Genomic DNA, 26546 nt, shown 5'->3' on the forward strand with positions numbered 1-26546 from the left:
ATGGGGAGAAGAGCTATGGAGTTAAGGGAAAAAACCAATGAAGAGTTAATGGGAGAATTAAAAAAATTGAGATCGGAGCTTTTTAATCTCCGAGTACAACAATCAACAGGTGGGTTAACTAATCCTCATAGATTGAAGGAAATAAGAAAAGATATTGCGCGAATTCTTACTATTCTGAGAGAGCGTGAACTTAAAAAATCTTAATTTAAGGAGAGAGATTAAATGAGTGGCAAGAGAAGAGAAATGATAGGAAAAGTTGTAAGTGCAAAAATGCAAAAAACTATTGTTGTTTTAGTAGAACAGACTTATACTCATCCATTATATAAGAAAACAGTAACAAGAAGGAAAAAGTATAAGGCTCATGATGAGCTTCAAGAAGCTCGTGAAGGTGATGTTGTATTAATAAGGGAAACAAGACCACTATCAAAAGAAAAAAGATGGAGATTAGTAAAGATCTTGAAAAAAGCAGAATTAATACCTACCTTATCTGAGGAAAATGTGGAAGAGAATATTACTAATGACAGTATAAGGGAAGGTGATTTAAATGATAATGCCTCAAACTAGATTGGTAGTAGCAGACAATAGTGGAGCTAAAGAGATAATGTGCTTTAGAGTTTTAGGAAAAAAGAGAATAGCTCAGATTGGAGATATTATAGTGGCCAGCGTAAAAGACGCTGTTCCAAGAGCTAATATCAAGAAGGGTGATGTAGTATATGCTGTGGTTATTAGAACAAGAAGAACTATAAGAAGAAAAGATGGATCTTATGTAAGATTTGATGACAATGCAGCAGTAATAATTGATAAGGATGGTAATCCAAGAGGGACAAGAGTGTTTGGACCAGTAGCCAGAGAATTAAGGGAAAAGAATTTTATGAAAATTATCTCTTTAGCAACAGAAGTCATATAGAGGTGAAGAGAGATGGATATTAAAAAGGGTGATTTAGTTCTCGTAATATCAGGAAAAGATAAAGGAAAAAGAGGAAAGGTTATCTCTGTTCTTCCTGCTGAAGAGAAAATAGTTGTCGAAGGAGTTAATATTGTAAAAAAACATGTACGTCCTTCTGCTAAAATGAGGCAAGGTGGAATATTTGAGAAACCGGCACCTTTATATAGGTGTAAAGTGATGCTTATATGTCCTCGTTGTAACCAACCTACGAGGATAAAGCATACATTTTTAGAAGATGGAAAAAAAGTAAGAGTTTGCTCTAAATGTAAAGAGATTATTGATCGTGTTTAATAAGGGAGGAAGGTAATAATGGAAGTTTTAAAGCAAAAATATATTCAAGAGGTAGTTCCTGCAATGATGAAGAAGTTCGGATATAAGAATCCAATGGCTGTACCTAAAATTGAAAAGATTGTAGTAAATATTGGAGTAAGTGAAGCAGTACAAAATCCAGGAGCAATTGAAGCTGCAGCCCGAGATCTCAGTATCATTACAGGGCAAAAACCCATAGTACGAAAAGCCCGTAAATCTATAGCAAACTTTCACTTAAGGAAAGGTATGCCTATAGGATTAAAGGTAACTTTAAGGGGAGAAAGAATGTATGCCTTCTTATACAAATTGATAAATCTTGCTTTGCCAAGAGTGAGAGATTTTTCAGGTGTTTCACCTAATTCTTTTGATGGTAGAGGTAATTACTCCTTAGGTCTTAAAGAACAATTAGTTTTTCCTGAAATAGAATATGACAAGATAGATAGAATAAGAGGGATGGATATTACCATTGTGACAACAGCAGAAACAGACGAAGAAGCTAAGGAGCTTCTTTCTCTTCTTGGAGTGCCATTTAAAAAATAATTTAAAAAGCGAGGGAGGAAATTGTGGCTAAGAAATCACAAATTGTAAAATGGCTTAAACCTAAGAAATATAAGGTCAGAGAATATAATAGGTGTAGAATATGTGGAAGACCAAGAGGATATATAAGAAAGTTTGGTCTTTGCCGTTTATGTTTTAGGGAACTAGCTTTAAAAGGCGAATTACCAGGTGTTAAGAAAGCAAGTTGGTAAGGAGGGTTGCTATGAACGTAACAGATCCTATTGCTGATATGTTAGTTAGAATTAAAAATGCAAATATGAGGCGACATCCTACTGTTGATATTCCTCATTCAAGAATTAAGGAAAAACTTGCAGAAATTTTGCTAAAGGAAGGATATATAGCAAAATATGAGGTAATAGGAGAGATTCCACAAAAATATATTAGGATTTATCTAAAATATAGAGGAAAAACTCCCGTAATTCAGGAATTGAAAAGAGTGAGTAAACCCGGTAGAAGATATTATGTTAAGAGAGAAGAAATTCCAAGGGTTCTTGGAGGTTTGGGAATTGCTATCTTATCTACCTCTAAAGGAATTATGACAGATAAAGAGGCAAGACTTTTAGGGGTCGGTGGAGAGCTTATTTGTATGGTATGGTAGAAAAGGAGGAATAAAATATGTCACGAATAGGAAGAAAACCTATACCAATACCACAAAATGTACAAGTAGAAATAAGTGATGGAAATCTTGTAAAGGTAAAAGGTCCTTTAGGAGAGCTGGAAAGAACTTTCCATCCTCTTCTATCTGTAAAGAGAGTAGATAGCCAAATAGTAGTGGAGAGAGCTAATGACGAAAAATTTACTAAAGCCTTACATGGTTTAACAAGAGCTTTAATAAATAATATGGTAATAGGAGTAACACAAGGATTTGAGAAAAGACTGGAATTGCAGGGCACAGGATATAGAGCAAGGGTACAAGGCAATAAACTTGTGTTAGAATTGGGTTTTTCTCATCCCGTAGAGCTTGATATTCCTACAGGGCTTACAGTAACAGTACAAGATAATACTAAAATAAGTGTGAAGGGTATTGATAAAGAACTAGTGGGGCAATTTGCAGCTATAATTAGAAGAATTAGACCTGCAGATCCATATAAAGGAAAAGGTGTAAGATACGAAGGTGAAAAGATTAGACAAAAAGCTGGTAAGACTGGTAAGAAGTAGGAGGTTTGACATTATGATTATAAAAAGATCAAGAAAGGAACTTAGAAAAGTAAGGCATTTAAGAATAAGAAAAAAGATTTATGGAACTCCTGAAAGACCAAGATTAGCTGTTTTTAAAAGCTTGAGATATATATATGTTCAGATAATTGATGATACGAAAGGTTATACTTTAGTATCGGCTTCTTCCTTGGAAAAGGAATTAAGATCACAGTTAAAATCTACTAAGAATATAGAAGCTGCAAAATTAGTGGGTGAAGTGATAGCAAAAAGAGCTTTAGAAAAAGGAATTAAAAAAGTAGTTTTTGATAGAGGTGGATTTTTATATCATGGTAAAGTCAAGGCTCTTGCTGATAGTGCAAGGGCAGCTGGCCTTGAATTCTAAAAAAGGAGGGAACTTCTTTGAAAGAGTTAGAACCTGTCTTTAAAGAAAGAGTTATAGAGATAAGAAGAGTAGCTAAAGTGGTTGCTGGTGGTAAAAATTTGCGTTTTAGAGCCTTAGTTGTAGTGGGTGATGAGCAGGGTACTGTTGGGGTAGGTATAGCAAAAGCTGCTGAAGTGCCAGATGCTATTAGAAAGGCTGTAAGAAGGGCTAAGAAGAATGCTGTGAAGATATCAATAAGCAAAGGTACCATTCCGCATGAAGTATATGGAAAATTAGGAGCATCTAAAATACTTTTAAAGCCCGCTGCACCTGGAACAGGTGTTATAGCTGGTGGTGCTGCGAGAGCAGTTTTAGAGCTTGCAGGAATTAAAAATGTTTTGGCTAAAGCTTTGGGTTCTACTACAGCCATAAACCTTGCTCAAGCTACTTTTGAAGCTCTTAAAAAACTTAGATCTATTCCTGAAGTAGCTGTAATGAGAGATAAAAAGATAAGAGAGATAATAGATGTAAAACCTAAGGAAGAGAATACCCAAAATAGGGAGGGAGAAAATTGAAACTATTTGAATTAAAGCCTAAATTAGGATCTCGTAAAAGGCCTAAGAGATGGGGATGTGGATATGCTGCTTCTGGTAAATATGCAGGTAGAGGTATGAGTGGTCAGAATGCAAGAACTGGAGATGGCGTACGACCTGGTTTTGAGGGTGGTCAAACCCCATTAACTAGAAGATTACCCAAAATGGATGGTATCCCAAATCCTCCCTGCAAAAAATTTACTGTAGTAAATCTTTCAGTTTTAGAGGAAAAGTTTAATGCAAATGAGGTTGTTGATCCTAATATACTTTTGGAGAAAAAAATAATAAAAGAAATTGGATATGGTGTAAAAATTCTTGGCAATGGTGAATTAACTAAACCTCTTTTTGTAAAAGCTCATGCCTTTAGTGAAAAAGCCCGACAGAAGATAGAAAGTGTGGGCGGAAAAGCTGAGGTGATTGAATAGTGTTTGATACTTTAGCTAGGGCTTTTAGAATACCAGATTTAAGGAAAAAGATACTTTTTACTCTTTTTATTTTTGCAGTATATAGATTAGGTGCTCATATACCTGTACCTGGAGTAGATAGGGTTGCTCTATCAAATCTTTTTAAAGGCCAAGGGGCTTTAGGATTTTTAGATTTATTTACAGGAGGAGCGCTATCAAGATTTTCTATATTTTCTATGGGTATTATACCTTTTATTAATGCTTCCATTATGATGGAACTTTTAACTGCTGTATTTCCATCATTAGCTGAGTTAAAGAAGGAAGAAGATGGAAGGAAAAAGCTAACAAGATATGCAAGGAATCTTTCTGTTTTATTAGCAGCCATTGAAGCTTTTGGATTAACTATTTTTATGCATAATTATAAAGTTATTCCAAGTCTTACCCCATTATATGTAATAAGTAGTGTAATAACATTAACAGCGGGAAGTACTTTTATAATGTGGCTTGGTGAGCAGATTTCTCAATATGGAATAGGAAATGGTGTATCCTTAATAATATTAACATCTATAGTTGCAAGATTTCCAACTGATTTGGCAAGAACTTTTGCTTTACTAAGTAGGGGGGAAATTGGAATTTTAAATGTAATTGCCTTCTTTACTCTTTTGATATTAATTATTATAGGTGTGGTTTGGGAAGAGAGTGCAGAGAGAAGGATTCCTGTACAATATTCTCGTAGAATTGTGGGAAGAAGAGTTTATGGAGGACAAAGTACCTATCTTCCTTTAAAATTAAATCAAGCTGGTGTGATACCAATCATTTTTGCAATTACAATTCTTATGGTTCCACAAAGTTTTATTCCGTTTGTAAAAATTGGCTGGCTGAAGAGTGTTTTAAACATTTTTTCTCCAAGTTCCATTTTCTATCCTATTATTTATTTTCTACTTGTTCTTGGATTTACTTACTTTTATTCATCCATAGTATTTGATCCTGCAGATTTAGCTGAGAATTTTAAGAAATATGGTGGATTTATTCCAGGAGTAAGACCAGGAAAACCAACAGAGGAATATTTATCGAAAACTTTAAATAGATTAAACTTTTTTGGTGGTGTATTCTTAGGATTGATTGCTTTGTTACCTACTTTTATTGAAAGAATTACTGGTGTTACAGAATTTCAACTTGGTGGAACAAGTATATTAATTATGGTTGGTGTGATATTAGAGACTATAAAGACTCTTGAAGCTCAAATGATAATGAAAAGTTATGAGGGGTTTTTAAAATGATGAAAGCAATTATATTTTTAGGTCCTCCAGGAGCTGGAAAAGGTACACACGCGAAAGAAATTAGTTCTATCTTAAATATTCCCCACATTTCTACAGGGGATATATTTAGGGAAGCTATTAAGAATCAAACTGAACTTGGAATGAGGGTTAAAGAATTTCTTAATTCTGGTAAATTGGTACCTGATGAACTTGTGTGGGAAGTAGTGAAAGATCGTTTAAATGCAGAGGATTGCAAGAATGGTTTTATATTAGATGGTTTTCCCAGGACTATTTTGCAGGCAGAATTATTAGATAAATATTTAAGTGAAAGGAATGCAGATTTAAAAGTTATATATTTGGAAGCAAGTGATGATTTAGTAATAAAAAGACTTTCATCAAGAAGGGTTTGCAAAAATTGTGGGGCAATATATAATATAATTTCTATGCCTCCTAAAAAGGAGGGAATATGTGATATTTGTGGAGGAGAGTTATATCAAAGAAGTGATGACTATCCCGATGTTATTAAGAAAAGATTAGAGACTTATTATAAAGAGACTCAGCCTCTCATTGATTATTATAAAAACAGAGGAGTAATGTATACAATAAGTGCCGAGAAAGATAGAGAAGAAGTTTTGCAGGGAATATTAAAGGTGGTAAAAGATGGCAATTGAGTTAAAAACAAAAGATGAAATAGCAATTATGAGAGAAGGAGGAAGAATATTATCAAAAATTTTTAACGAGATAGAAAGAATCCTAAAAAGTGGAATGACAACTTATGATTTAGCAAGAAGAGCAGAAGAATTTATGAATAACTATAATGTTAAACCGGCTTTTAAAGGTTATAGGGGTTATCCTGAGATAATATGTGTTTCAATAAATGAAGAAATAGTGCATGGAATTCCAAGCACAAAGAAACTAATAGAAGATGGAGATATTGTAAGTGTAGATATTGGTATAGAATATAAAGGATTCTTTTTAGATTCAGCAAAAACATATGCTATAGGAGATGTTTCTCCTTTAGCTCTAAAGCTTATAAGAGTTACTGAAGAGGCTCTTTGGCGTGGAATAGAGAAGGCTAAAGTTGGAGCAAGACTTTCAGATATATCATGGGCAATTCAAGAATATGTTGAAAAAAATGGATTTAATGTTATAAGAGATTTTGTTGGACATGGTATAGGAAGGAGATTGCACGAGTCCCCAAATGTTCTTAATTATGGGCCACCAGGAATGGGACCTGTATTACAAGAGGGGTTAGTTATTGCTATAGAGCCAATGGTTGTTACAGGAAGTTATGAGGTCAAAATCTTGAATAATGGTTGGACAGCTGTTACAGTAGATGGTGGACTTTCTGCTCATTTTGAACACACAGTAGCAATTACTGAAAATGGTCCTCAGGTATTGACCATAGATTAAGGGAGGGCCTATGACAAAAAAGGATAGAGAAGTTATTGAAGTTGTAGGAACTGTAAAAGAGGCATTGCCAAATGCTACATTTAAGGTACAATTAGATAATGGTCTTGAAATAATGGCTTATATATCTGGAAAAATGAGGATGAATTTTATAAGAGTAATGCCAGGTGATCGAGTAAAAGTAGAGATTTCAATATATGATCTTACTAAAGGAAGAATAACATATAGATTTGTAAATAAGGAGGGTAATAAGGATGAAGGTTAGAGCTTCGGTGAAGAAAATATGTGAAAAATGTAAGATTGTAAGGAGAGGCGGAAGAGTTTTTGTTATATGCGAAAATCCGAGACATAAACAGAAGCAAGGATAGGAGGTGTTTTATTTAAAATGGCACGTATTGCAGGAGTAGATTTACCAAACAATAAAAAAATAGAGATTGCTCTAACATATATATATGGAATAGGAAGAACTACAAGCAAAAAGATTTTACAAGCTACTGGTGTTGATCCTAATAAAAGAGTAAAGGATTTAACTGAAGAAGAAATAAGCAAATTAAGAGAGGAAATCGAAAATAATTATAAAGTAGAAGGTGATTTAAGGCAAGAGATAGCCTCTAATATAAGACGTCTTATAGAAATAGGATGTTATCGTGGTATTAGACATAAGAGAGGATTACCTGTAAGAGGTCAAAGAACTCGTTGTAATGCACGTACAAGAAAAGGCCCAAGAAAGACTGTAGGTGCTAAGAGAAAGGAAAAATGATTTTTAGCTTTAAATAAAACTGATAAAATTTGTTAAAACAGGAGGGAAACTAAGTAAATGGCTAAAAAGAAGAGAACAAGAGGTCCTCGTAAAGAGAAGAAGATTGTTCCTGTAGGAGTTGCACATATAAACTCAACATTTAATAATACGATTGTTACCATTACAGATCCTGAAGGAAATGTTCTTACCTGGGGTAGTGGTGGCACAGCTGGTTTTAAAGGTACAAAGAAAGGCACTCCTTTTGCTGCTCAACTTGCAGCTGAGATGGCAGCTAAAAAGGCTATTTCAGAGTATGGAATGAAGAAAGTAGATGTGTTAGTTAAAGGTCCAGGACCTGGACGTGAGACTGCTATAAGAGCCTTGCAAGCTGCAGGCCTTGAAATCTCTCTTATAAAGGATGTTACACCAATACCTCATAACGGGTGTCGTCCACCCCGTAGAAGAAGAGTGTAAAATTTAAGGGAGGAGAGAAAATGGCAAGATATACAGGACCAGATTGTCGTTTGTGTAGAAGAGAGGGAATGAAATTATTTTTAAAGGGTACAAAATGTTTTTCTGAAAAATGTCCTTTTGATAGAAGAGCTTATGCTCCAGGACAGCATGGCAGAGCTCAGAGAAAACTAACAGAATATGGATTGAGATTAAGAGAGAAACAAAGGGCTAAAAGAATATATGGTGTATTAGAGAGACAATTTAGAAGATATTTTGAGATAGCTTCTAAAGGAAGAGGAGTTACAGGTGAACGTCTTTTACAATTATTAGAAACAAGACTTGATAATGTGGTTTACAGACTTGGATGGGCTCTTTCTCGTGATCAAGCAAGACAAATAGTTTCTCATGGTAAGATTGCTGTTAATGGAAGAAGAGTTAATATACCATCTTTTAATGTAAAACCAGGAGATGTAATAGAACTTTTAGACAAAGATTTACTTCCAGTTCAAGAAGCTGTCTCTGTATTGGGAGGTAGATCTGTTCCTGCCTGGTTAGAATTGGATAAAGATAATTTTAAGGGTAGAGTTTTGAGACTTCCTGTCAGAAATGAAATAGATACACCAGTACAAGAACAACTTATTGTAGAATTCTACTCTAGATAGTTTTGTGATAGGAAAAGGGAGGTAGATAATTTGATAATAGAAGAAAATGTAAGGGTTATTATTGAAAAGAAAACTGATGATTATTGTCGTTTCATAGTAGAACCCTTAGAGAGGGGTTATGGTTGGACAATTGGAAATGCTTTAAGGAGAATACTTTTATCATCTATAGAAGGTGCAGCAGTTGTTTCTGTAAGGATTGAAGGAGTAAAACATGAGTTAGAAGTACTTCCAGGTCTTAAAGAAGAGATTCTTGAAGTATTAATGAATTTGAAAAGGATGGTAGTAAAGATAGAAGATAATAATTCCCATATACTCCATCTTGATGTTATGGGTCCAAGAGTAATAAAGGCAGGAGATTTCGTAGCACCTGCTAATGTTAAAATAATAAATCCCGATTTGCAAATTGCAACCTTAGTTGATGAAGTACCATTTAGAATGGAAGTAGAAGTTAAAAAAGGAAAAGGTTATGTTACTGCTGAAGAAAATAAGGAGCCTAACCAACCTATTGGAGTTTTAGTTTTAGATTCTATTTTTTCTCCTGTAAAGAAAGTTGGTTATGAGGTAGAAAAGACGAGGGTAGGTAGAAGGACAGATTTGGATAGACTTGTTTTAGATATATGGACTAATGGATCTATAACTCCAGAAGAAGCTTTTAGAGAAGCATCGAGAATTCTTATGGAATATTTTAAACTTTTAGCAGAGAAAGACTTTCAAATTTCCTATGAAGAAGTAACCGAAGAAATTACAACTTTGGAAGAAGAGAGCAAGAAGGGATTAACTCTTGAGGATTTAGGTCTTTCAACTCGCGCTTATAATTCCTTAAGACATGCTGGTATACACACTATTGAGGATTTACTTACAAAGACAAGAGAAGATCTAATTAAGATTAAAAACTTTGGTTTAAAGTCTCTACAAGAATTGGAGGAGAAGCTTAGAGAAAGAGGCTTGAGTTTAAGGGATACTGAAAACCTTGATTTAGAGAAAGGAGAGGACTTAGAATGAGACATCGAAAGGCATATAGAAAATTAAGTAAGCCAACACCTCAAAGAAAGGCTCTCTTAAAAGCTCTTCTAATTTCTTTATTTAAAAACGGAAAGATAATTACAACTTTACCAAGAGCAAAAGAGGTAAGTAGGTTAGCTGAGAAACTTCTTACTATAGCCAAGGATGACTCTGTTCATCATAGAAGGTTAGTTTATGCATGGTTACAAGATAGAGAACTTGTGAGGAAAGTTTTTGTGGAGATAGCCCCAAAATATAAAGATAGAAATGGTGGATATACAAGAGTATTAAAAGCTGGTTTCAGAAGAGGGGATGCAGCAGAAGAGGCAGTAATTGAACTTGTATAATGATTCAATTGAGAAATGTTTCTTATGTCTATCATGAAGGTACAATTCAGGAGAAGGTAGCTCTAAAAGATATTAATATAGAGATACCTTCTCCTTCTTTTTTAGCTGTAATTGGGGCTAATGGTTCAGGTAAGTCAACTTTTGCAAGGCTTTTGAATGGCCTTCTTATTCCTACTCATGGTGACGTGATTGTTGATGGTTTAAATTCTAAAAACTTTGAAAATTTGTGGGAAATAAGAAAAAGGGTAGGATTAGTTTTTCAAAACCCAGATAATCAAATAGTAGGAATGACTGTTGAGGAAGATGTGGCTTTTGGTTGTGAAAATCTTGGTTTGTCTCCCAAGGAGATTGAAGAAAGAATTGCTTTTGCTTTAAAATCTGTCGGGATGGAAGAATATAGAAAATATCCTCCTCATCTTCTTTCTGGTGGACAAAAACAAAGAATAGCAATAGCTGGAATATTGGCCATGTTACCTAAATATATAGTTTTAGATGAACCTACAACTATGTTGGACCCAAAAGGTAGAAAAGAGATAATGGAGGTTATAAAAAAATTATATAAAGAAGAGAAAACTTCTATTATACTTATTACTCATCACATGGAAGAGGTTGTATGGGCAGATAGAGTGGTAGTCTTTAATAAAGGAGAGATAGTTTTAGAAGGTTCTCCAAAAGAGATATTTATGGAAGACGAAAAGTTAGAAAAGTGGGGACTTTCTATACCATTAGTTACAAAGCTCTCTAAATGTTTAGTTGAAAGAGGTTTTAAAATACCTCATCCCATTCTTACCATTGAGGAACTTTCTGTATGGCTTTGATAAGACTTAAGAATGTACAATATATATATTTAGAAAAGACCCCCTTAGAACGAGAAGCAATTAAAGATATTTCTTTGGATATAAGGGAAGGGGAAAGTATAGGAATAATAGGGAAAACAGGATCTGGTAAATCAACTTTGATTCAGTTGATTTCAGGTCTTCTTTATCCTACCCAAGGAGAAATTTTTATAAAAGACAGAGATATTAGAAAGTGGAATTCTAAAGAACTTTGTAAGATTATTGGGATTGTTTTTCAATATCCAGAACATCAGTTTTTTGCTGAGACAGTTTTTGAAGAGGTAGCATTTGGTCCAAGGAATATAGGGATATCAGATGAAAAGTTAGAAAATTGTGTAAGAGAAGCCCTTATTACAGTTGGATTGCCATATGAAGAGATTAAAGATAGATCTCCATTTAATCTCTCTGGTGGAGAAAAAAGAAGATTGGCTATAGCAAGTATTCTTGCTATGAATCCAGAGGTACTTATATTGGATGAGCCTACTGCAAACATAGATCCTAAAGGTAAAATCGAAATAATGAACTATATTAATAGGTGGGTACAAAGTAAAAATAAAACCTTAATCTTGGTTTCTCATGATTTGGATGAGATAATAAAAACTGTTAAGAGGGTAATAGTTTTAAAAGAAGGAAAAATTATTTTTGATGGTCTTATTGAAAAATTGTTTTTAAATTATGAAAAAGTTGAAGAAGCAGAGTTGGAGCTTCCGGAAATTCTTAAATTAAGAAAGGTATTAGAAGATAAAGGCTATCCTTTGGAAGGAGCATTTACTTTGCATGAAATTGTAGAGAGAATTGTAGCTTTTAAGGAGCATATTTCGATATGGAAATCTTAAAGACTTTTCCATTGGGACAATACGTTCCGGGAAATTCTTTACTTCATGGAATTAGTGCTAAAGCTAAGATTATAGTATCTTTTTGTTTGATAATTATTATTTTTCTTCTTAAACTGAATTTCTATTCTTATTTACTTTTCTTTCTCTTGGTTTTACTTGGTATAATGATATCTTCTTTAACAATAAACTATTTTATTAGAAGTCTAAAACCAGTTTATTTCTTGATATTATTCACATTTGTAATTCATTTTTTCTTTGGGGAAGAAGGTGGAAGAGTATATTTTAGATATGGAATTATTCATATTACTGACAATGGTATCAAAATGGCTTTATTTATGTCTTTAAGACTCATATACTTAGTATTGATAACTTCCCTTCTTACTCTTACCACTTCAGTATTAGAGTTAGCCCAAGCTATTGAGGATCTATTAAAGCCATTGAATTTTGTTAAATTTCCTGTACATGAATTTTCCATGATGATGACTATAGCAATAAGATTTGTTCCTACTCTTTTAGAGGAAACAGATAAGATTATTAAAGCCCAGAAGGCGAGAGGAGCGGAATTTGGAAAAGGAAATTTAATATCTCAAGCCAAAAGTTTACTGCCTATAATTATTCCTTTATTTATAAATGCCTTTAGAAGGGCAAATGAACTGGCTGAAGCTATGGAAGCCCGTTGTTATAGAGGAGCAAAGGGTAGGACAAGATATAGAGTATCTTATTGGACTATAAAGGATTTAGTATTCTTAACTATTGGTATTTTATATCCAATTTTATTGCTGGTATTTTTTTAGTTGATATGCCAAACTGGAAATTGCAGATATCTTATTTAGGAAGAGATTTTTATGGCTTTCAAAGATTAAAAGGTAAAAGAACAGTTCAAGGGGAGATGGAGAAAATATTGAGTTATATATTTAATGAGGAAATAAAAATTGTTGGGGCTGGAAGAACTGATGCTGGTGTCCATGCATTGGGACAGGTAATTAGTTTTAAATCTCAAAGAGAATGGGAGGAAGAAAAAATTAAATCTGTTTTGAATAAATTACTTCCTACGGATATTGTAGTGAAAAATGTTGAAAAGGTTGAAGACAATTTCCATGCAAGGTTTTCTGCTAAAAGAAGGTGGTATATGTATTTCATATATAATCATTCAGAGAAAAATATTTTTTTAAGTGACTTTTCTTGGTGGATAAAAGAGCCTCTTGACAGGAATCTACTAATGAGATCAGCATTTATTATAAAGGGTAAACATGATTTTGTGAATTTTGCAGTTAAAGAATCAGAAAAAAACACTGTTATTGAAATTTTGGAATCATTTTGGTGTTTTAAAAAAGACCATCTTTTTTATTTCATATGTGCCCCCTACTTTCTAAGAAAAATGGTAAGGTTTTTGGTAGGTAGTATGGTAGAGATATCCTTGGGTAGGAAAAGTTTAGGCGATTTTGAGAGTTATTTAATAGAGGAATATAGAGATAGATTTTCAGCTCCTGCTCCCTCTAATGGTTTATATTTATATAAAATAGATTATTGACATATTTTACAAATTTATATTAAAATGCAACGGGAAAGGAGGAATGTTTAAAAATGAAAACTTTTATGGCAAAAAAAGAAGAGGTAAAAAGAGAATGGTATGTGGTAGATGCCAAAGGAAAAGTTCTTGGAAGGCTTGCCTCAGAGATAGCTAAAATATTAAGGGGTAAGCATAAACCTATTTTCACACCCCATGTAGATACAGGTGATTTTGTGGTTGTGATTAATGCTAAGGATGTAGTTCTTACAGGAGAAAAAGAAAATCAAAAAATCTATTTCTTTCATTCAGGATATCCAGGAGGGCATAGATTAATTCCTGCTAAGGAGTTAAAGGCTAAGAAGCCAGAGATGTTAATATATCTGGCTGTTAAGGGAATGTTACCTAAGGGTCCATTAGGAAGAAAAATGTTAAAAAAATTAAAGGTTTATCCTGGACCTGATCATCCACATCAAGCACAAAGGCCAAAAGAACTGAATATATAAAACGGGAGGGATAAATGTTGGAGTTTGCAAATCAGGAAGTAAAAGTAATTCATGAGGTAGGTGGCAGAAAGACAGCAAGAGCAAAGGTTTGGCTTAGATTTCCAGGAGAAGGTAAAATAATAGTTAATGATAAACCAATGGAAGAGTATTTTGGAGGGAGAATTTTTTTCCATAAAGTGGTACAAAAGCCTTTGGAACTTACTGGTATGAAAGATCAAGTAGATGTTTTAGCTCAAACGATTGGTGGGGGAGTCAGCGCTCAAGCTCAAGCTCTTGCTCATGGAATATCTAAGGCTCTTGTTGCCTTAAAAGCTGATTGGAGAACTCTTCTTAAGAAAGAGGGACTTTTAAAGAGAGATCCGAGAGAAAAAGAAAGAAAAAAGTATGGCTTAAAGAGAGCACGAAGAGCACCTCAATACTCAAAACGTTAATATGGAAGAATTTATATGGATATTGGTTATCATACAGTCTCTTTGGCAAGGAAAGCTATTGAGACATATCTCAGGGAGGGGAGAGTAATTTCTCCTCCCTTGGATTTGCCTCATGAACTTCTTAGAAGGAGATCAGGTGTATTTGTGTCTTTACATAAAAGACCTAATGGAGAGCTTAGAGGATGTATTGGTAGTATTTTACCTACTACTCCCAATATAGCTGAGGAAATTATAAGGAATGCTATAAGTGCAGCTATTGAAGATCCTCGATTTCCCCCTGTATCCTTAGATGAATTAGATAATATAGAAATTTCTGTAGATATTCTTTCCCCTTTGGAAGAAGTTCAAGATATTTCAGAACTTGATCCCCAAAAATATGGTATTGTAGTTCAGAAAGGATGGAGAAAAGGGGTATTACTTCCTGATTTAGAAGGTGTGGATACAGTGGAAGAACAGCTAAGTATCGCTCTTGCTAAGGCTGGAATATATCCCGATGAGGATTTTAAAATATATAGGTTTTCTGTTCAAAGATTTAAGGAATGATTAATGAGAGAGGCTCTATTTTGCCAAAAATTAAATCAAGGGAAAGTTCAGTGTCTTTTATGTCCTCATAAATGTATAATTTATCCTAATAAAAAAGGAATATGTGGTGTTAGAGAAAATAAAGAAGGTACTCTTATAACTCTTATATACGGAAAAGTAAGTTCTATTGCTTTAGATCCTATTGAAAAAAAACCTCTATATCATTTTTATCCAGGAAGTTCAATTCTTTCTATAGGCACAACAGGTTGTAATTTTAAGTGTCCTTTTTGCCAAAACTGGAGTATTTCTCAAGTTTTACCAGAGGAAATTTACTTAGAAGAAATTTCTCCAGAAACTCTTGTTAATATTGCTTTGAAAAATAAATCCATAGGAATAGCTTATACGTATAATGAGCCTTTTATATGGTACGAATTTGTTTTTGACGTTTCTAAACTCGCTAGAGAATATAACTTAAAAAATGTTTTTGTAACTAATGGATTTGTTGAGGAAGAACCTTTTTTAGAGATTGCCCCACTCATAGATGCTATGAATATAGATATTAAGTCAATTAATCCTGATTTTTATCGAAAACTTTGTAAAGGAGACTTAGAAAAGGTAAAAAGAATTATAGTTTTGGCTTTTGAAAAAGGAATTCACATTGAGTTAACAAATTTAATTATAACAAATTATAATGATAAGAAGGAAGAAATAATCGAATTAATTGAATGGGTAGCTGAAATTAGTAAGGATATTCCTTTACATTTTACTAGATATTTTCCAGCATATAAATTTATAGAGCCTCCTACTTCCCTTGAAATAATTAATTTTGCATATGAAGAAGGAAGAAAAAGATTAAATTATGTATATACTGGAAATGTAAGGGATGTTAGGGGTAGTACTACATATTGCCCTTCTTGTGGTAGTGAGTTGATTGTAAGAGAAGGATATTTTATAAGAAAAAATCTTTTACGAAACAATAATAAATGTCCTTATTGTGGTTATGAACTTCTTATATATGTAGGGGGTAATTTGTCATGAACTTTTTTAAAAATAAAAGAATAAGAAATTTTTTAATTTTTCCATTTCTTTTATTATGTTTTATAGGTTATAGTTATTACGATTGGTTGAAAGACTCTCCATGGAGAGAGAAATGGAGAAATATAGAAAAATATATAGGGAAAGAAATAACCATAAAAGGTGAGGCTACAAACCCTTATGGTATATGGGGAAGTATATATTCTGCCTATTCTCTTACTTTTGAAAACTTTCAGATTACTGTATTAAGTACTACTGGAATTCCTGCTGAAGGTGAAAAATTAATTGTAACTGGTGAGGTAAGAAAGAATTTTGAAGTAGTTGGTTTTTGGCAAGGTAAAGAGGTGAATGAAAAATATGATATTGTTATTTTGGAAAAGGAGAGGAGTGAAATTAAGTGAGAGAACTTTTTGGTACTGATGGCATTAGAGGTATTGTTAATAAAGCCTTAACTCCTGAGCTCGCGTATAAATTAGCTAGAGCTCTTGTAGGTTATTTTGATAATTCTCAAGGCAAGAAGGTTCTTATTGCTCAAGACACAAGAAGATCTTGTGATATGATAAAAAGTGCTTTGTCTGCAGGACTTACTTCAGGTGGTATAGATGTATTAGATGCTGGAATATTGCCAACATCATCTGTATCTTATTTAGTGAAAACTAATCCAGATATTTTATTGGGTATTGTAATTTCAGCCTCCCACAATCCTGTTGAATATAACGGTATAAAGGTTTTTGCCAATGATGGATTTAAGTTACCTGATGAAGTAGAGGAAAAGGTTGAGGAATATATGAAAGGAAATGATAATTATTACAGGGCAGACCCTTATGAAATAGGAAGAATATTTCAATTTAATGAAGGAAAAGAAATATATAAAAATTATCTTAAACAAGTAGTGAATGAAGACTTCACTGGTTTTAAAATTATGTTGGATTGTGCTAATGGATCTGCATCTAATGTGGCACCTGAAATTTATAGAGAATTAGGTGCAGAAGTGTATGCTTATAATACTAAATATAATGGTCTTAATATAAATGAAAATTGTGGAGCAGTATATCCAGAGATAGGTAAAGCTCTTTTTATAGAAAGTAAGTCTGATATAGGATTTACATATGATGGAGATGCGGATAGAGTCATAGGATTCTTTAAAGATCAAATTATCGATGGGGATAAAATTTTGGGTATTATTGCAGAATATTTTAAAAGGCAAGGAATATTAAGAAATAACAAAGTAGTTGGTACAATTATGACCAATTATGGGCTTGAGATGTATTTAGATAAAAAAGGTATAAAACTTATTAGGACAAATGTTGGTGATAGGTATGTACTTGAGACTATACTAAAACATGATTTAAATTTAGGTGGAGAAACTTCTGGCCATATAATTCTTTTTGATTATTTACCTACAGGAGACGGAATTCTCACATCTCTTTTTTTAGTAAAAATTTTTAAGCACATGAAAGATGATTTTGTAAGAATATTGGAAGAAATAAAACTTTTATCTCAAGTACATGATAAGATAAATATAAGTGAAATAAAACTAACGGAAGATGATGAGAAAAAAATAATAGATATTGCTAAGGAGGTGATAAAGGATAATAGTATAAGAATTATTATAAGAAGATCTGGCACAGAACCAGTTTTAAGAATCACATTAGAAGGAGATGTCCCTAAAAAGGAATTAGAATGTTTTCTAAAAGATATTAAAGAGAAAATTTTAAGTTATTTAAGTATCTAAGCGCCAGGACTTGCCTTTTAGGCAAGTTGACGAGGTGGAGGTTAATCGAGGTTTTCGGCGGATGCCTCCAGGCAGTAGCTACCTGCCTTAAGGGGACTCACAAAACTGGTAGGTGACTACCAGGACAAAAGGTCCCTAAGTAGCATTAGGGGCATTCTCCTTCTCCCAAAAAAATTTAAGGAGGAGGAGAAAGATGTGTGGTATTTTTGGATATATAGGAAGTAATAATTCTTTGCCTTATATAATATCGGGTCTCGAAAAATTAGAGTATAGAGGTTATGATTCAGCTGGTATTGCTTATATAAAAAATGGGGAGATAGAAATTAAAAAAGTGGTAGGAAAAGTACAAGACCTTAAGAATAGTTTAGATTTCTCTACTATTTCAAATATTGGTATTGGTCATACGAGATGGGCTACTCATGGTGGTATTACTTACGAAAATGCACATCCTCATGTGGATTGTTTTAAAAATATTGTCTTAGTACATAATGGAATAATTGAAAACTACAAAGAGGTAAAAAATTTTTTAGAGAATAAGGGTCATAAATTCTTAAGTCAAACAGATACAGAAGTTTCAGTTCATCTTTTAGAGTTTCTTATAGAAGAAGAAAAACTTAGCTTAGAGGAGGCTATTGAAGAAATCTTCAGAAGACTTGAAGGATCTTTTGCTTTTTTAGTTATGGATAAGAGAAGAGATAGAGAACTTTTTGCTATAAGAAGGCAAAGTCCACTAATTATAGGATACGGAAAAGGAGAGAATTTTATAGCTTCTGATATTCCTGCTTTAGGTATGTATACAGATACTTTTTATTTTTTAAAGGATAATGAATTTGCTAAGGTTACTCCTGAAAAAGTAGAGATATTCCATGTGACTGGTGATAAGAGTATATTAATTACAATTAATCCAATAAAAATACCCCAAGATAATATAAGGGCTGAGAAAGATGGTTACCCTCATTTTATGCTTAAAGAGATATTTGAACAGCCTTCTGTTGCAAGAAGAATTATTTCTAATTTAGAAAAGTACGATAATATTTTTGAAATTAAAGAGTTAAAAGAGAGTAATATTGAATGGGATAAAATTCAACATGCTTTCATAATTGCTTGTGGTACATCATATCATGCAGGCTATTTCGCAAAATTTCTATGGGAATCAGAGCTTCCTTTTTCTGTAGATATAGAACTCGCCTCACAGCTCTACTACAGATCTCTAAAGATTCCTCAAAATACTCTTTTTATTGCTATAAGTCAGTCTGGTGAGACAGCAGATGTGATTACAGCAGTTAAAAATTTGAAAGGGAAAGGTTTTAAAGTTTTATCTTTAGTGAATAACACCCAAAGTACTATTGCAAGGGAAAGCGATTATGTAATAGGGCTTAAAGCTGGAGTTGAGATTGGGGTTGCAGCTACAAAAACTTTTATAGCTCAATTAATATGGTTAGGTCTGTTAAAAGATTATATAAAAGCTAAAGTTTTAAAAGAAAATATTAATTTAGATGATTGGAATTTACTGCCCACTTATTTAGAAAACTATTTAGATAGTGTAAAGAATCTTGTAAAAAATATTTCGGATAAATATTATTTGAAAAGAAATTTTCTATATCTTGCTCGTGGTAAAAATTATCCATTAGCACTGGAAGGTGCATTAAAACTTAAAGAGATATCTTATATACATGCTGAGGCAGTTCCTGCAGGAGAAATTAAGCATGGTCCTATTGCACTTTTAGATCCTGATACTCCTGTTTTTGGTTTAGTATATAAAGATGAGACCTATTCCAAAATGGTAAATAACTTAGAAGAAGCAAAGGCACGTAAAGCTCCAATTATAGCTATAGGTAATGAAAAGGATGAAAAATTATTAAATTTGGTAGATGATTTGATTCCTATACCTAATATTGATCCTTTTTATTATCCATATTTAGCTGCTATTGTTTTACAGCTTTTTGCCTATTATATGGCTAATAATTTAGGTAGAGAGATAGATCAGCCAAGAAATTTAGCAAAATCAGTTACGGTAGAATAGATAATATGGAGAACGTTATTATTGATGTAGGTTTAGATATTGTTGAGATAGAAAGAATAAAGAAATTATTTGAAAAATATGTAAGATTTAAAGAAAGGATATATTCTTTAAGAGAGTTAGAGCAATTAAGTGGGAAAAAAGATTTATATCCCTCTTTGGCTGCGCGTTTTGCAGCCAAAGAGGCCTTTATAAAAGCCATTGGTGGGAGATATTCAGGTTGGGATTGGAAAGATGTGGAAATTCTTTACGGAATAAATGGAAAGCCTGAGATTAATCTTAGGAATAAAGCTCTTGAATTTGCCCTTCAAAAAGGAGTTAAAGATATAAAAGTGAGTATTTCTCATACTCATAAATATGCGGTTGCTGTAGTTTTAATAACTATAAAAGGGGATAAATAATGAAGGAAAGTCCTTTAGAAAAATTGAGGAAAAAAATAGAAGAGTTGAAGAAGATTTCTGGAAGACTTATAGTACCTGATTTTAAAGAAAGTGAGTCATATATTGAAAAATTTTTGACATTAAGACAAGAAGTAGAGGAATTGCTTATTGATCTGAAAAAATTAAATGTTCCAATTGATCCAGAGCTTTCTAGATTGAGTGAAATAGATGGCGAATTAAAGAAGAATATAAATTCTTTGTATAAGATAATGAGAAAGAGTAATAGACTAAAAAACAAATCTAATCTTTATCCTAAAGAATATTGGTGGTGGCACATAGTTGGGATAGTGGATGAAAAAAGGAAAAGAAAATTAAAAAGAATTTTTTTAGGAAGTGTTATTGCTATTATTACAATCGGGCTAATTATTTTTATATCTTTAAATTATAAGACACCTGCTGAAGAGATCTTAGAAACTATTGATCAAAGTTATAAGTTTATGGCAGCTAAAAAATATGAAGAGGCTGAAAAATTATTAAAAGAAAAAATCAAACAATATAAAGACGAAGAGGAGTTATACATAGTATTAGGGATTATTCAAGAAGAAGAAGGAAAAATAAAAGAAGCTGAAGAAACCTTTAAAAGAGGGCTTTTTATAAGTGGTGAGGAAGATAGGTTTTATTTACAGAGAGCATTAGAGTATAAAAGATTACGTAAATTTGATAAGGCTAAAAAAGATATTAAAGAAGTACTTGAAAGAAATAAAGATAATTCTAATGCTTTGTATATTTTAGCCACTATTTACGAAGAAGAAGACAATATTCTTGATGCTATAAAAACTTATAAGATTATTGAAGATTTAGGTGATAAAGCTGACCCGCAGATTTTAGTTATGGCGAAAGTTAGACTTTCAGTGCTACTTCAGAAAGTAACCTTACCACAAAAATAGGGTTATAATTGAAATTTGTTTGGTTTTGTGGTATATTCAATTTAGAGAGCCCTGCTGTGCGCGTGGTGTATGCTGTGGTCCTGGCTCAACACCTTGTTTCAGGAGGCTGATCTCCTGGCTTGGGATTGCGGCTCTTAAAGAGCTACATAACCAAGCAGGGTAGGCCTCAAAATTGTGGAACGGGGCACAAGGACTTCGGCATCACGGCATAGCGGGGCTTTTAATAATTGTTTAAAAAATTCTTACATTAGAGGGGTTTTAGAAATGAGAATAAGCCAACAAATAAGAGAGAAATTTACACAATATTTCGTTAGAAATGGCCATTTACATTTACCCAGTGCATCTTTAGTTCCTGCAGATGATCCCACCTTACTTTTTACCACTGCTGGAATGGTTCCTTTTAAACCATATTTTTTAGGGCAAGGTATACCGCCTAAAAGGTGTATTACCACAATTCAAAAATGTTTTCGAACTACAGACATAGAAAGGGTCGGCCTTACCCCAAGGCACTTAACTTTTTTAGAGATGCTTGGTAATTTTTCTTTTGGGGATTATTTTAAGAAGGAAGCAATTGGTTTTGCTTATGAATTCTTGACGAAAGAATTAGAGATTCCTTTATCAAGAATTTGGATTTCTGTATACGAGGAAGATGATGAGGCTTTTGAAATTTGGAATAAAATAATGGGAATTCCAAAAGAAAGAATAGTAAGATTAGGAAAAGAGGATAATTTCTGGGGTCCTCCAGGACCTACGGGACCTTGTGGTCCATGTTCTGAGATATATTATGATTTCGGTCCCAAATCTAAGGGGGAAGGAAATTGCAAGCCAGGTGATCCTTGTGATCGTTTTATGGAGATATGGAATTTAGTATTTATGGCTTACTATATGGATGAAGAGGGAAAACTTTCTCCTCTACCTCAAAAGAATATAGATACAGGAATGGGACTTGAGAGAATAGTAACAGTTGTTGAGAATGTTAGTAATGTTTTTGAAACAGATCTTTTTCAACCAATTATTCAAAAGGTAAAAGAAATTATTAATGATTCTGATTTGGTTGCGGAAAGAATGGTTTCAGATCATATTAGAGCTATCACTTTTCTTATGAGTGATGGTGTGGTTCCTACTAATGAGGGAAGAGGCTATGTTTTGAGAAGGTTAATAAGAAGAGCATTAAGAAGAGCCTATAAGTTAGGAGTGAAAGAGCCTTTTCTTTACAAAATTGTGCCTACTGTTGTAGATGTAATGGAAGATGCTTATCCTGAATTAAAAGAAAAATCTGACTATATTATGAAAGTACTCATCAAAGAAGAGGAGCAATTTATAAGAACCTTAGAACAAGGTCTTAATCTTTTGGAGGATTATTTTAGAAAATCTACAAGTAAAGTTGTTAATAGTGAGTTTGCTTTCAAACTTTATGATACTTATGGTTTTCCTATTGAATTGACACAGGAAATTGCAGAAGAGGTAGGGTTTAAAGTTGATATTGAAGGATTTAATAAAGAAATGGAGAAACAAAGAGAGAAAGCAAGATTGTCTACTCAAGAAAAACTTGAAAGTATATTCATATCATTATCTGATGATGAGGTATATCAATTAAGAGAGATTCCTAATACTGAATTTGTAGGATACGATACTCTTTCTTCTGAAAGTAACGTTCTTTTTTTCTTGGGAAATAAACATAATAGAGAAATAAAAGAAGAGGAAGAAGTATACTTTATATTAGATAAAACTCCATTTTATCCAGAAAGTGGAGGTCAAGTTGCAGATGCTGGCAAAGTATTTAATGATAATGTGGAGGTAATAGTTTCTGATGTAAGAAAACTTGGAGATAAATTTATTCTCCATAAAGGAAAAGTAGTTAAAGGAATCTTTAAAGAAGGGATGAATGTTAAGGCAGAAGTAGATAAAGAAAGAAGATATCATACTATGAGACATCATACTGCCACCCATTTATTACATTCAGCTCTTAGGAAGATTTTAGGTAATCATATTATGCAATCTGGTTCTTTAGTTTCTCCAGAATTTTTAAGATTTGATTTTACTCACCATTCTCCTATAACAGATGAGGAATTGAGACTTATTGAGAGAGAGATAAATAAAAATATTTTATCAAATTTTAAAGTTGATAAATTCTGGACTACATTAGATGAAGCAAGAAAAATGGGAGCAATAGCTTTATTTACTGAAAAGTATCAGAAGGATGTTAGGGTTATTAAAATTGATGATGTTAGTATGGAGCTTTGTGGTGGTATTCATGTAGATTATACAGGAGAGATAGGAAGTTTTTATATTTTCAGAGAAGAAGGAATTGGGAGTGGAATAAGAAGGATATTTGCAGTATGTGGGATTAAAGCTTGGGAATATCAGAAAGAAAAGGAAAATATTCTTAAAAGGTCTATGGATTTATTAGGTGCAAATAATATGGAAGAAATACCTTTAAGAATTGAAAGATTAATTTCAGAGTTAAAAGAAAAAGATAAAAAGATAGAAAACCTAGAGGAAGAAATAATTAAAAAAGAATCCTCTAATTTACTAAATAAAATTGAGATGGTTGGGGATATAGCTATACTTTGTGAAATTGTTGACATGGATGATGAAGCTATAAAAAGATTGGGAGATTATTTAAAGAGTAAAAAAGAAAATCTTGTTATAGTTCTTCTAAAAGAGATTGATGGACGTTTTGCAGGCACGGTTATGATAAGTCCTAAGTTAGTAGATAGAAATATTCTTGCTAAAGACATAGTAAGAGTAATAACAGAAGAGTTTAAAGGAAGAGGTGGGGGAAGGGATACATTAGCACAGTTTAATATTCCTAAAATAGATATCACGAAAATTAAGGAATATTTGAAGGATTATTTTAAAAACAAATGAGTAGATATCTTGGAATAGATTGGGGAGAAAAATATATAGGTTTTGCTATTTCTGATCCATTAGGGATTATAGCTCAAGGATTGGATGTTATAGAGTTTAAAAGCGAAAAATCCTTTTTCGACTATCTCAAAAGTATACTTCAAAGATATGATATTGAAGGGATAGCGATTGGCTATCCGATAAGCTTGCGAGGACATGAGAATGAGAAAACAGAAAAAATAAAAGAATTATCCAAGAAAATAGAAGAAAAATTTAAAATCAAAACCTATTTAGTAGATGAAAGATTCACTACTATGGAGGTAGAGAGGGTTTTAATAGGGGCTAATGTTAAAAGAAAGGATAGAAAGATTATTAAAAATAAGCAGTCAGCAATAATTATACTACAAAAGTTTTTGTCATCCATACAACTTGACACCGAAAAACAAGAAAAGGTATAATTTTACATCGTAAGGGCGCGTAGCTCAGTGGGAGAGCACTATCTTGACGCGGTAGGGGTCGGTGGTTCAATCCCACCCGCGCCCACCATAAAAGAAAAGGCGAAGAAGAGGAAAGTAATCTATTTCAGATATACAGAGAGGAAGACGAAAAGCTGGAAGTCTTCCATATCTGAAATAGATGAAAACCACCTCGGAGCTTCCTGTTGAAATTCCATTAATGGAAGAGTAAGCGGTGACGGGTGATTCCGTTAAAGATCAAGAGTGGATCTTTTTTAGATCCATTAAGGTGGAACCACGGGAGCTCTCGTCCTTTAATGGGACGAGAGCTTTTTTATTTGTAGAATAAATAGTGAAAAATTAAACGGGAGGTCAGAATATTATGAGTTGGAAAATGGTATATAAAAATAAAAGTTGGGAGAAAAAAGGCAGTTTGCTGAATGCATTAAGGGAAGAAGGCTTAGAAGATATAGTATTGGGAGCAAGGAGTAATGGTATTTTAACTGATCTGAAAATAACTCCTCCTTTTGGTAGTGTAGTGGAAATTGTGGATTGGGATGATGCTGATGGGAAAATTATTTATTGGCATACTTCTTCTCATATTTTAGCTCATGCAGTTAAAGAATTGTTTCCAGAGGTTAAATTAGGAATTGGACCTGCTATAGAAGATGGATTTTATTATGATTTTTATAAGGACACTCCTTTTACTCAAGAGGATTTAGAAAAAATAGAAGAAAGAATGAAGGAGATAATAAAGAAGGATATACCTATAGAAAGAATAGAGTTAACGAGGGATGAAGCAAGAAAATTATTAGAAGAATTAGAAGAGAATTTTAAATTAGAGCTTCTTGAGGAAATACCAGAAGGAGAAAAAATATCCTTTTATAGACAAGGTAATTTTATAGATCTTTGTAAGGGTCCTCATTTACCTTCTACAGGAAAAGTAAAAGCTATAAAGTTATTAAGCACCTCTGGTGCTTATTGGAAAGGAAATGAAAAAAATCCTATGTTGCAACGAATTTATGGTATATCTTTTCCTTCTGAGAAAGATTTAAATGATTACCTAAAAGAAAGGGAGGAAGCATTAAAGAGAGATCATAGGAGATTAGGAAGAGAACTTGGGATATTTAATACCTTTGAAGAAGCTGGTCCAGGCTTAATTTTTTATCCACCAAAAGGAGCTTTATTAAGACTAATTATTGAAGAATTTGAAAGAAAAGAGCATTTAAGAAGAGGTTACTTACCAGTTATTACTCCTCATTTAATGCAAGCTGATTTGTGGAAAATATCAGGTCATTGGGATAATTATAGAGAGAATATGTTTTTTTTACAAGTAGATGAAAAAGATTATGCTGTAAAACCTATGAATTGTCCAGGGCATGTTCTTATATATAAGTCTACTGTAAGAAGTTATAGGGATTTACCTCTTAGATTTTTTGAAATGGGAACTGTTTATAGATATGAAAGATCAGGGGTATTATATGGACTTGAGAGAGCCAGAGGTTTTACTCAGGATGATGCACATATTTTCTGTACAGAAGAACAATTGGAAGATGAGATTAAAGGAGTATTAGATTTTGTATTTTTTATGTTAAAAAGTTTTGGCTTAAATGAATATGAAATTACTCTTTCTACGAGACCCGAAAAATATATTGGATCTGATGAAATATGGGAAAAAGCAACGACAGCTATTAAAAATGCTTTAGAGAGTGTAGGGGTTAGTTATCAAGTTGCTGAAGGTGAAGGTGCTTTTTATGGTCCTAAGATTGATTTAAAGTTAATGGGGTTACTTGGAAAAAGATGGCAAGGGCCTACAATTCAAGTGGATTTTAATTTACCAGAAAGATTTGATTTAACCTATGATGCTTCTGATGGAACAAAGAAGAGACCTGTTATGATACATAGAGCAATATTAGGTTCCTATGAAAGATTTATAGGTATTCTTATAGAACAATATGGTGGAAGATTTCCTTTATGGCTTGCACCTGTTCAAATTGCTATTCTTCCTATATCAGAAAAGCATGAAGATTATGCCTTAGAGATTGCTAAGATTTTAAAAGGAAATGACTTCAGGGTAGAAGTTGATTTAGATCAAGCCAAGTTGAATTATAAGCTTAGAAAGGCTATAAATAACAAAATACCTTATATCTTTATAGTAGGGGATAAAGAAAAGGCAGAAAGAAAGGTAAGTGTAAGGACCCATAATCAAGATTTAGGAGTTTTTGAACTTAATGTCATCATTAACAGGCTTTCAGAGGAGATAAATACCAAAAAAGCCTTATAGG

General features: G+C 32.9%; 37 protein-coding genes, 1 tRNA gene and 1 other annotated feature. All 38 genes read left to right on the forward strand.

Features of this window, described 5'->3' with window-relative positions; translation table 11 throughout:
• The 38 genes from rpmC to thrS all read left to right on the forward strand — a co-directional run bounded on the left by rpmC (position 1) and on the right by thrS (position 26545).
• On the forward strand, positions 1–204 hold the full coding sequence (rpmC, locus tag ACY3JO_RS05430; protein ID WP_463084029.1) for a 50S ribosomal protein L29: 204 nt from the start codon (positions 1–3) through the stop codon (positions 202–204).
• An 18-nt stretch (positions 205–222) separates the two neighbouring features.
• Positions 223–564: a 30S ribosomal protein S17 gene (gene rpsQ, locus ACY3JO_RS05435; protein ID WP_463084030.1), complete on the forward strand. Its 342-nt coding sequence runs from the start codon at positions 223–225 to the stop codon at positions 562–564.
• Positions 545–907, forward strand: coding sequence for a 50S ribosomal protein L14 (gene rplN, locus ACY3JO_RS05440; RefSeq protein WP_463084031.1), 363 nt, complete (start codon positions 545–547; stop codon positions 905–907). The genes rpsQ and rplN overlap by 20 nt, the downstream gene beginning before the upstream one ends.
• 12 nt (positions 908–919) lie before the next feature.
• Positions 920–1237 carry a 50S ribosomal protein L24 gene (rplX, locus tag ACY3JO_RS05445; protein WP_463084032.1) on the forward strand — a complete coding sequence of 106 codons (318 nt, stop codon included), beginning with the start codon at positions 920–922 and terminating at the stop codon, positions 1235–1237.
• 18 nt (positions 1238–1255) lie between these two features.
• Positions 1256–1795 (forward strand): 50S ribosomal protein L5, encoded by a 540-nt coding sequence (rplE, locus tag ACY3JO_RS05450; RefSeq protein WP_463084033.1) that lies wholly within the window; start codon positions 1256–1258, stop codon positions 1793–1795.
• A 23-nt stretch (positions 1796–1818) separates the two neighbouring features.
• Positions 1819–2004, forward strand: coding sequence for a type Z 30S ribosomal protein S14 (locus ACY3JO_RS05455; RefSeq protein WP_463084034.1), 186 nt, complete (start codon positions 1819–1821; stop codon positions 2002–2004).
• Positions 2005–2015: 11 nt separating this feature from the next.
• Complete coding sequence (gene rpsH, locus ACY3JO_RS05460; protein ID WP_463084035.1) at positions 2016–2411, forward strand: 30S ribosomal protein S8; 396 nt, start codon at positions 2016–2018, stop codon at positions 2409–2411.
• A gap of 17 nt (positions 2412–2428) precedes the next feature.
• Positions 2429–2971, forward strand: coding sequence for a 50S ribosomal protein L6 (gene rplF, locus ACY3JO_RS05465; RefSeq protein WP_463084036.1), 543 nt, complete (start codon positions 2429–2431; stop codon positions 2969–2971).
• A gap of 13 nt (positions 2972–2984) precedes the next feature.
• Positions 2985–3353, forward strand: a complete 369-nt coding sequence (gene rplR, locus ACY3JO_RS05470; protein WP_463084037.1) for a 50S ribosomal protein L18 — start codon at positions 2985–2987, stop codon at positions 3351–3353.
• 17 nt (positions 3354–3370) lie between these two features.
• Positions 3371–3907, forward strand: coding sequence for a 30S ribosomal protein S5 (rpsE, locus tag ACY3JO_RS05475; protein ID WP_463084038.1), 537 nt, complete (start codon positions 3371–3373; stop codon positions 3905–3907).
• On the forward strand, positions 3904–4350 hold the full coding sequence (rplO, locus tag ACY3JO_RS05480; RefSeq protein WP_463084039.1) for a 50S ribosomal protein L15: 447 nt from the start codon (positions 3904–3906) through the stop codon (positions 4348–4350). Before rpsE ends, rplO begins: the two co-directional genes overlap by 4 nt.
• Positions 4350–5609 carry a preprotein translocase subunit SecY gene (gene secY / locus ACY3JO_RS05485; RefSeq protein ID WP_463084040.1) on the forward strand — a complete coding sequence of 420 codons (1260 nt, stop codon included), beginning with the start codon at positions 4350–4352 and terminating at the stop codon, positions 5607–5609. The genes rplO and secY overlap by 1 nt, the downstream gene beginning before the upstream one ends.
• Complete coding sequence (locus ACY3JO_RS05490) at positions 5606–6259, forward strand: adenylate kinase (protein WP_463084041.1); 654 nt, start codon at positions 5606–5608, stop codon at positions 6257–6259. The genes secY and ACY3JO_RS05490 overlap by 4 nt, the downstream gene beginning before the upstream one ends.
• Positions 6249–7001, forward strand: coding sequence for a type I methionyl aminopeptidase (gene map / locus ACY3JO_RS05495; RefSeq protein ID WP_463084042.1), 753 nt, complete (start codon positions 6249–6251; stop codon positions 6999–7001). Before ACY3JO_RS05490 ends, map begins: the two co-directional genes overlap by 11 nt.
• Positions 7002–7011: 10 nt before the next feature.
• Positions 7012–7263: a translation initiation factor IF-1 gene (infA, locus tag ACY3JO_RS05500; protein ID WP_463084043.1), complete on the forward strand. Its 252-nt coding sequence runs from the start codon at positions 7012–7014 to the stop codon at positions 7261–7263.
• Positions 7253–7366 carry a 50S ribosomal protein L36 gene (rpmJ, locus tag ACY3JO_RS05505; protein ID WP_148805503.1) on the forward strand — a complete coding sequence of 38 codons (114 nt, stop codon included), beginning with the start codon at positions 7253–7255 and terminating at the stop codon, positions 7364–7366. The genes infA and rpmJ overlap by 11 nt, the downstream gene beginning before the upstream one ends.
• 17 nt (positions 7367–7383) lie before the next feature.
• Positions 7384–7758 (forward strand): 30S ribosomal protein S13, encoded by a 375-nt coding sequence (gene rpsM, locus ACY3JO_RS05510; protein ID WP_463082220.1) that lies wholly within the window; start codon positions 7384–7386, stop codon positions 7756–7758.
• Positions 7759–7815: 57 nt separating this feature from the next.
• A complete protein-coding gene (gene rpsK, locus ACY3JO_RS05515; protein ID WP_463082219.1) occupies positions 7816–8211 on the forward strand; it encodes a 30S ribosomal protein S11 in 396 nt (131 codons plus the stop codon).
• Positions 8212–8231: 20 nt separating this feature from the next.
• A complete protein-coding gene (rpsD, locus tag ACY3JO_RS05520; RefSeq protein WP_463084044.1) occupies positions 8232–8852 on the forward strand; it encodes a 30S ribosomal protein S4 in 621 nt (206 codons plus the stop codon).
• A 30-nt stretch (positions 8853–8882) separates the two neighbouring features.
• Positions 8883–9854, forward strand: coding sequence for a DNA-directed RNA polymerase subunit alpha (locus ACY3JO_RS05525; RefSeq protein WP_463084045.1), 972 nt, complete (start codon positions 8883–8885; stop codon positions 9852–9854).
• Complete coding sequence (gene rplQ, locus ACY3JO_RS05530) at positions 9851–10201, forward strand: 50S ribosomal protein L17 (RefSeq protein ID WP_463084046.1); 351 nt, start codon at positions 9851–9853, stop codon at positions 10199–10201. The genes ACY3JO_RS05525 and rplQ overlap by 4 nt, the downstream gene beginning before the upstream one ends.
• Positions 10201–11019 (forward strand): energy-coupling factor transporter ATPase, encoded by an 819-nt coding sequence (locus ACY3JO_RS05535; protein WP_463084047.1) that lies wholly within the window; start codon positions 10201–10203, stop codon positions 11017–11019. The genes rplQ and ACY3JO_RS05535 overlap by 1 nt, the downstream gene beginning before the upstream one ends.
• Entirely contained in the window at positions 11010–11873 is an 864-nt protein-coding gene (locus ACY3JO_RS05540) for an energy-coupling factor transporter ATPase (RefSeq protein WP_463084048.1), read from the forward strand. The genes ACY3JO_RS05535 and ACY3JO_RS05540 overlap by 10 nt, the downstream gene beginning before the upstream one ends.
• Positions 11861–12667: an energy-coupling factor transporter transmembrane component T family protein gene (locus ACY3JO_RS05545; RefSeq protein ID WP_463084049.1), complete on the forward strand. Its 807-nt coding sequence runs from the start codon at positions 11861–11863 to the stop codon at positions 12665–12667. The genes ACY3JO_RS05540 and ACY3JO_RS05545 overlap by 13 nt, the downstream gene beginning before the upstream one ends.
• Positions 12595–13404 carry a tRNA pseudouridine(38-40) synthase TruA gene (gene truA / locus ACY3JO_RS05550; RefSeq protein WP_463084050.1) on the forward strand — a complete coding sequence of 270 codons (810 nt, stop codon included), beginning with the start codon at positions 12595–12597 and terminating at the stop codon, positions 13402–13404. The genes ACY3JO_RS05545 and truA overlap by 73 nt, the downstream gene beginning before the upstream one ends.
• Before the next feature lie 53 nt (positions 13405–13457).
• Positions 13458–13886 carry a 50S ribosomal protein L13 gene (gene rplM, locus ACY3JO_RS05555; protein ID WP_463084051.1) on the forward strand — a complete coding sequence of 143 codons (429 nt, stop codon included), beginning with the start codon at positions 13458–13460 and terminating at the stop codon, positions 13884–13886.
• 14 nt (positions 13887–13900) lie between these two features.
• Complete coding sequence (gene rpsI, locus ACY3JO_RS05560) at positions 13901–14317, forward strand: 30S ribosomal protein S9 (protein WP_463082210.1); 417 nt, start codon at positions 13901–13903, stop codon at positions 14315–14317.
• Between the two features lie 15 nt (positions 14318–14332).
• Positions 14333–14860, forward strand: a complete 528-nt coding sequence (gene amrA / locus ACY3JO_RS05565) for an AmmeMemoRadiSam system protein A (RefSeq protein ID WP_463084052.1) — start codon at positions 14333–14335, stop codon at positions 14858–14860.
• Between the two features lie 3 nt (positions 14861–14863).
• On the forward strand, positions 14864–15877 hold the full coding sequence (amrS, locus tag ACY3JO_RS05570; RefSeq protein ID WP_463084053.1) for an AmmeMemoRadiSam system radical SAM enzyme: 1014 nt from the start codon (positions 14864–14866) through the stop codon (positions 15875–15877).
• Entirely contained in the window at positions 15874–16275 is a 402-nt protein-coding gene (locus ACY3JO_RS05575) for a hypothetical protein (protein WP_463084054.1), read from the forward strand. The genes amrS and ACY3JO_RS05575 overlap by 4 nt, the downstream gene beginning before the upstream one ends.
• Positions 16272–17609: a phosphohexomutase domain-containing protein gene (locus ACY3JO_RS05580; protein WP_463084055.1), complete on the forward strand. Its 1338-nt coding sequence runs from the start codon at positions 16272–16274 to the stop codon at positions 17607–17609. Before ACY3JO_RS05575 ends, ACY3JO_RS05580 begins: the two co-directional genes overlap by 4 nt.
• Positions 17610–17802: 193 nt before the next feature.
• Positions 17803–19632, forward strand: coding sequence for a glutamine--fructose-6-phosphate transaminase (isomerizing) (glmS, locus tag ACY3JO_RS05585; RefSeq protein WP_463084056.1), 1830 nt, complete (start codon positions 17803–17805; stop codon positions 19630–19632).
• 5 nt (positions 19633–19637) lie between these two features.
• The gene (gene acpS, locus ACY3JO_RS05590; protein WP_463084057.1) at positions 19638–20030 is read left to right on the forward strand and encodes a holo-ACP synthase; all 393 of its coding nucleotides are present in this window, start codon (positions 19638–19640) and stop codon (positions 20028–20030) included.
• A complete protein-coding gene (locus tag ACY3JO_RS05595) occupies positions 20030–20956 on the forward strand; it encodes a tetratricopeptide repeat protein (RefSeq protein WP_463084058.1) in 927 nt (308 codons plus the stop codon). The genes acpS and ACY3JO_RS05595 overlap by 1 nt, the downstream gene beginning before the upstream one ends.
• 264 nt (positions 20957–21220) lie before the next feature.
• Positions 21221–23827, forward strand: a complete 2607-nt coding sequence (alaS, locus tag ACY3JO_RS05600; RefSeq protein WP_463084059.1) for an alanine--tRNA ligase — start codon at positions 21221–21223, stop codon at positions 23825–23827.
• A complete protein-coding gene (gene ruvX / locus ACY3JO_RS05605; protein ID WP_463084060.1) occupies positions 23824–24264 on the forward strand; it encodes a Holliday junction resolvase RuvX in 441 nt (146 codons plus the stop codon). The genes alaS and ruvX overlap by 4 nt, the downstream gene beginning before the upstream one ends.
• A gap of 13 nt (positions 24265–24277) precedes the next feature.
• Positions 24278–24352 (forward strand) — tRNA-Val (locus ACY3JO_RS05610).
• 5 nt (positions 24353–24357) lie between these two features.
• Positions 24358–24579, forward strand: a binding site (T-box leader).
• 64 nt (positions 24580–24643) lie between these two features.
• A complete protein-coding gene (thrS, locus tag ACY3JO_RS05615; RefSeq protein WP_463084061.1) occupies positions 24644–26545 on the forward strand; it encodes a threonine--tRNA ligase in 1902 nt (633 codons plus the stop codon).
• The last annotated feature ends 1 nt before the right edge of the window (position 26546 follow it).

It is taken from the genome of Dictyoglomus sp. LHC4, from assembly GCF_055181355.1.

What these genes read in the sequence shown, in the direction of transcription:
- rplE (WP_463084033.1), top strand. Translation starts at nt 1,256, where the DNA reads ATGGAAGTTTTAAAGCAAAAATATATTCAAGAGGTAGTTCCTGCAATG.
- ACY3JO_RS05535 (WP_463084047.1), top strand. Translation starts at nt 10,201, where the DNA reads ATGATTCAATTGAGAAATGTTTCTTATGTCTATCATGAAGGTACAATT.
- rpsQ (WP_463084030.1), top strand. Translation starts at nt 223, where the DNA reads ATGAGTGGCAAGAGAAGAGAAATGATAGGAAAAGTTGTAAGTGCAAAA.
- thrS (WP_463084061.1), top strand. Translation starts at nt 24,644, where the DNA reads ATGAGTTGGAAAATGGTATATAAAAATAAAAGTTGGGAGAAAAAAGGC.
- map (WP_463084042.1), top strand. Translation starts at nt 6,249, where the DNA reads ATGGCAATTGAGTTAAAAACAAAAGATGAAATAGCAATTATGAGAGAA.
- amrA (WP_463084052.1), top strand. Translation starts at nt 14,333, where the DNA reads ATGGATATTGGTTATCATACAGTCTCTTTGGCAAGGAAAGCTATTGAG.
- rplX (WP_463084032.1), top strand. Translation starts at nt 920, where the DNA reads ATGGATATTAAAAAGGGTGATTTAGTTCTCGTAATATCAGGAAAAGAT.
- rpmC (WP_463084029.1), top strand. Translation starts at nt 1, where the DNA reads ATGGGGAGAAGAGCTATGGAGTTAAGGGAAAAAACCAATGAAGAGTTA.
- rpsK (WP_463082219.1), top strand. Translation starts at nt 7,816, where the DNA reads ATGGCTAAAAAGAAGAGAACAAGAGGTCCTCGTAAAGAGAAGAAGATT.
- rpsD (WP_463084044.1), top strand. Translation starts at nt 8,232, where the DNA reads ATGGCAAGATATACAGGACCAGATTGTCGTTTGTGTAGAAGAGAGGGA.
- infA (WP_463084043.1), top strand. Translation starts at nt 7,012, where the DNA reads ATGACAAAAAAGGATAGAGAAGTTATTGAAGTTGTAGGAACTGTAAAA.
- ruvX (WP_463084060.1), top strand. Translation starts at nt 23,824, where the DNA reads ATGAGTAGATATCTTGGAATAGATTGGGGAGAAAAATATATAGGTTTT.
- rplR (WP_463084037.1), top strand. Translation starts at nt 2,985, where the DNA reads ATGATTATAAAAAGATCAAGAAAGGAACTTAGAAAAGTAAGGCATTTA.
- ACY3JO_RS05575 (WP_463084054.1), top strand. Translation starts at nt 15,874, where the DNA reads ATGAACTTTTTTAAAAATAAAAGAATAAGAAATTTTTTAATTTTTCCA.
- rpsM (WP_463082220.1), top strand. Translation starts at nt 7,384, where the DNA reads ATGGCACGTATTGCAGGAGTAGATTTACCAAACAATAAAAAAATAGAG.
- rpsI (WP_463082210.1), top strand. Translation starts at nt 13,901, where the DNA reads ATGTTGGAGTTTGCAAATCAGGAAGTAAAAGTAATTCATGAGGTAGGT.
- alaS (WP_463084059.1), top strand. Translation starts at nt 21,221, where the DNA reads ATGAGAATAAGCCAACAAATAAGAGAGAAATTTACACAATATTTCGTT.
- rplQ (WP_463084046.1), top strand. Translation starts at nt 9,851, where the DNA reads ATGAGACATCGAAAGGCATATAGAAAATTAAGTAAGCCAACACCTCAA.
- ACY3JO_RS05595 (WP_463084058.1), top strand. Translation starts at nt 20,030, where the DNA reads ATGAAGGAAAGTCCTTTAGAAAAATTGAGGAAAAAAATAGAAGAGTTG.
- ACY3JO_RS05490 (WP_463084041.1), top strand. Translation starts at nt 5,606, where the DNA reads ATGATGAAAGCAATTATATTTTTAGGTCCTCCAGGAGCTGGAAAAGGT.
- amrS (WP_463084053.1), top strand. Translation starts at nt 14,864, where the DNA reads ATGAGAGAGGCTCTATTTTGCCAAAAATTAAATCAAGGGAAAGTTCAG.
- rplF (WP_463084036.1), top strand. Translation starts at nt 2,429, where the DNA reads ATGTCACGAATAGGAAGAAAACCTATACCAATACCACAAAATGTACAA.
- ACY3JO_RS05540 (WP_463084048.1), top strand. Translation starts at nt 11,010, where the DNA reads ATGGCTTTGATAAGACTTAAGAATGTACAATATATATATTTAGAAAAG.
- glmS (WP_463084056.1), top strand. Translation starts at nt 17,803, where the DNA reads ATGTGTGGTATTTTTGGATATATAGGAAGTAATAATTCTTTGCCTTAT.
- rplN (WP_463084031.1), top strand. Translation starts at nt 545, where the DNA reads ATGATAATGCCTCAAACTAGATTGGTAGTAGCAGACAATAGTGGAGCT.
- acpS (WP_463084057.1), top strand. Translation starts at nt 19,638, where the DNA reads ATGGAGAACGTTATTATTGATGTAGGTTTAGATATTGTTGAGATAGAA.
- ACY3JO_RS05545 (WP_463084049.1), top strand. Translation starts at nt 11,861, where the DNA reads ATGGAAATCTTAAAGACTTTTCCATTGGGACAATACGTTCCGGGAAAT.
- rplM (WP_463084051.1), top strand. Translation starts at nt 13,458, where the DNA reads ATGAAAACTTTTATGGCAAAAAAAGAAGAGGTAAAAAGAGAATGGTAT.
- rpsH (WP_463084035.1), top strand. Translation starts at nt 2,016, where the DNA reads ATGAACGTAACAGATCCTATTGCTGATATGTTAGTTAGAATTAAAAAT.
- rpmJ (WP_148805503.1), top strand. Translation starts at nt 7,253, where the DNA reads ATGAAGGTTAGAGCTTCGGTGAAGAAAATATGTGAAAAATGTAAGATT.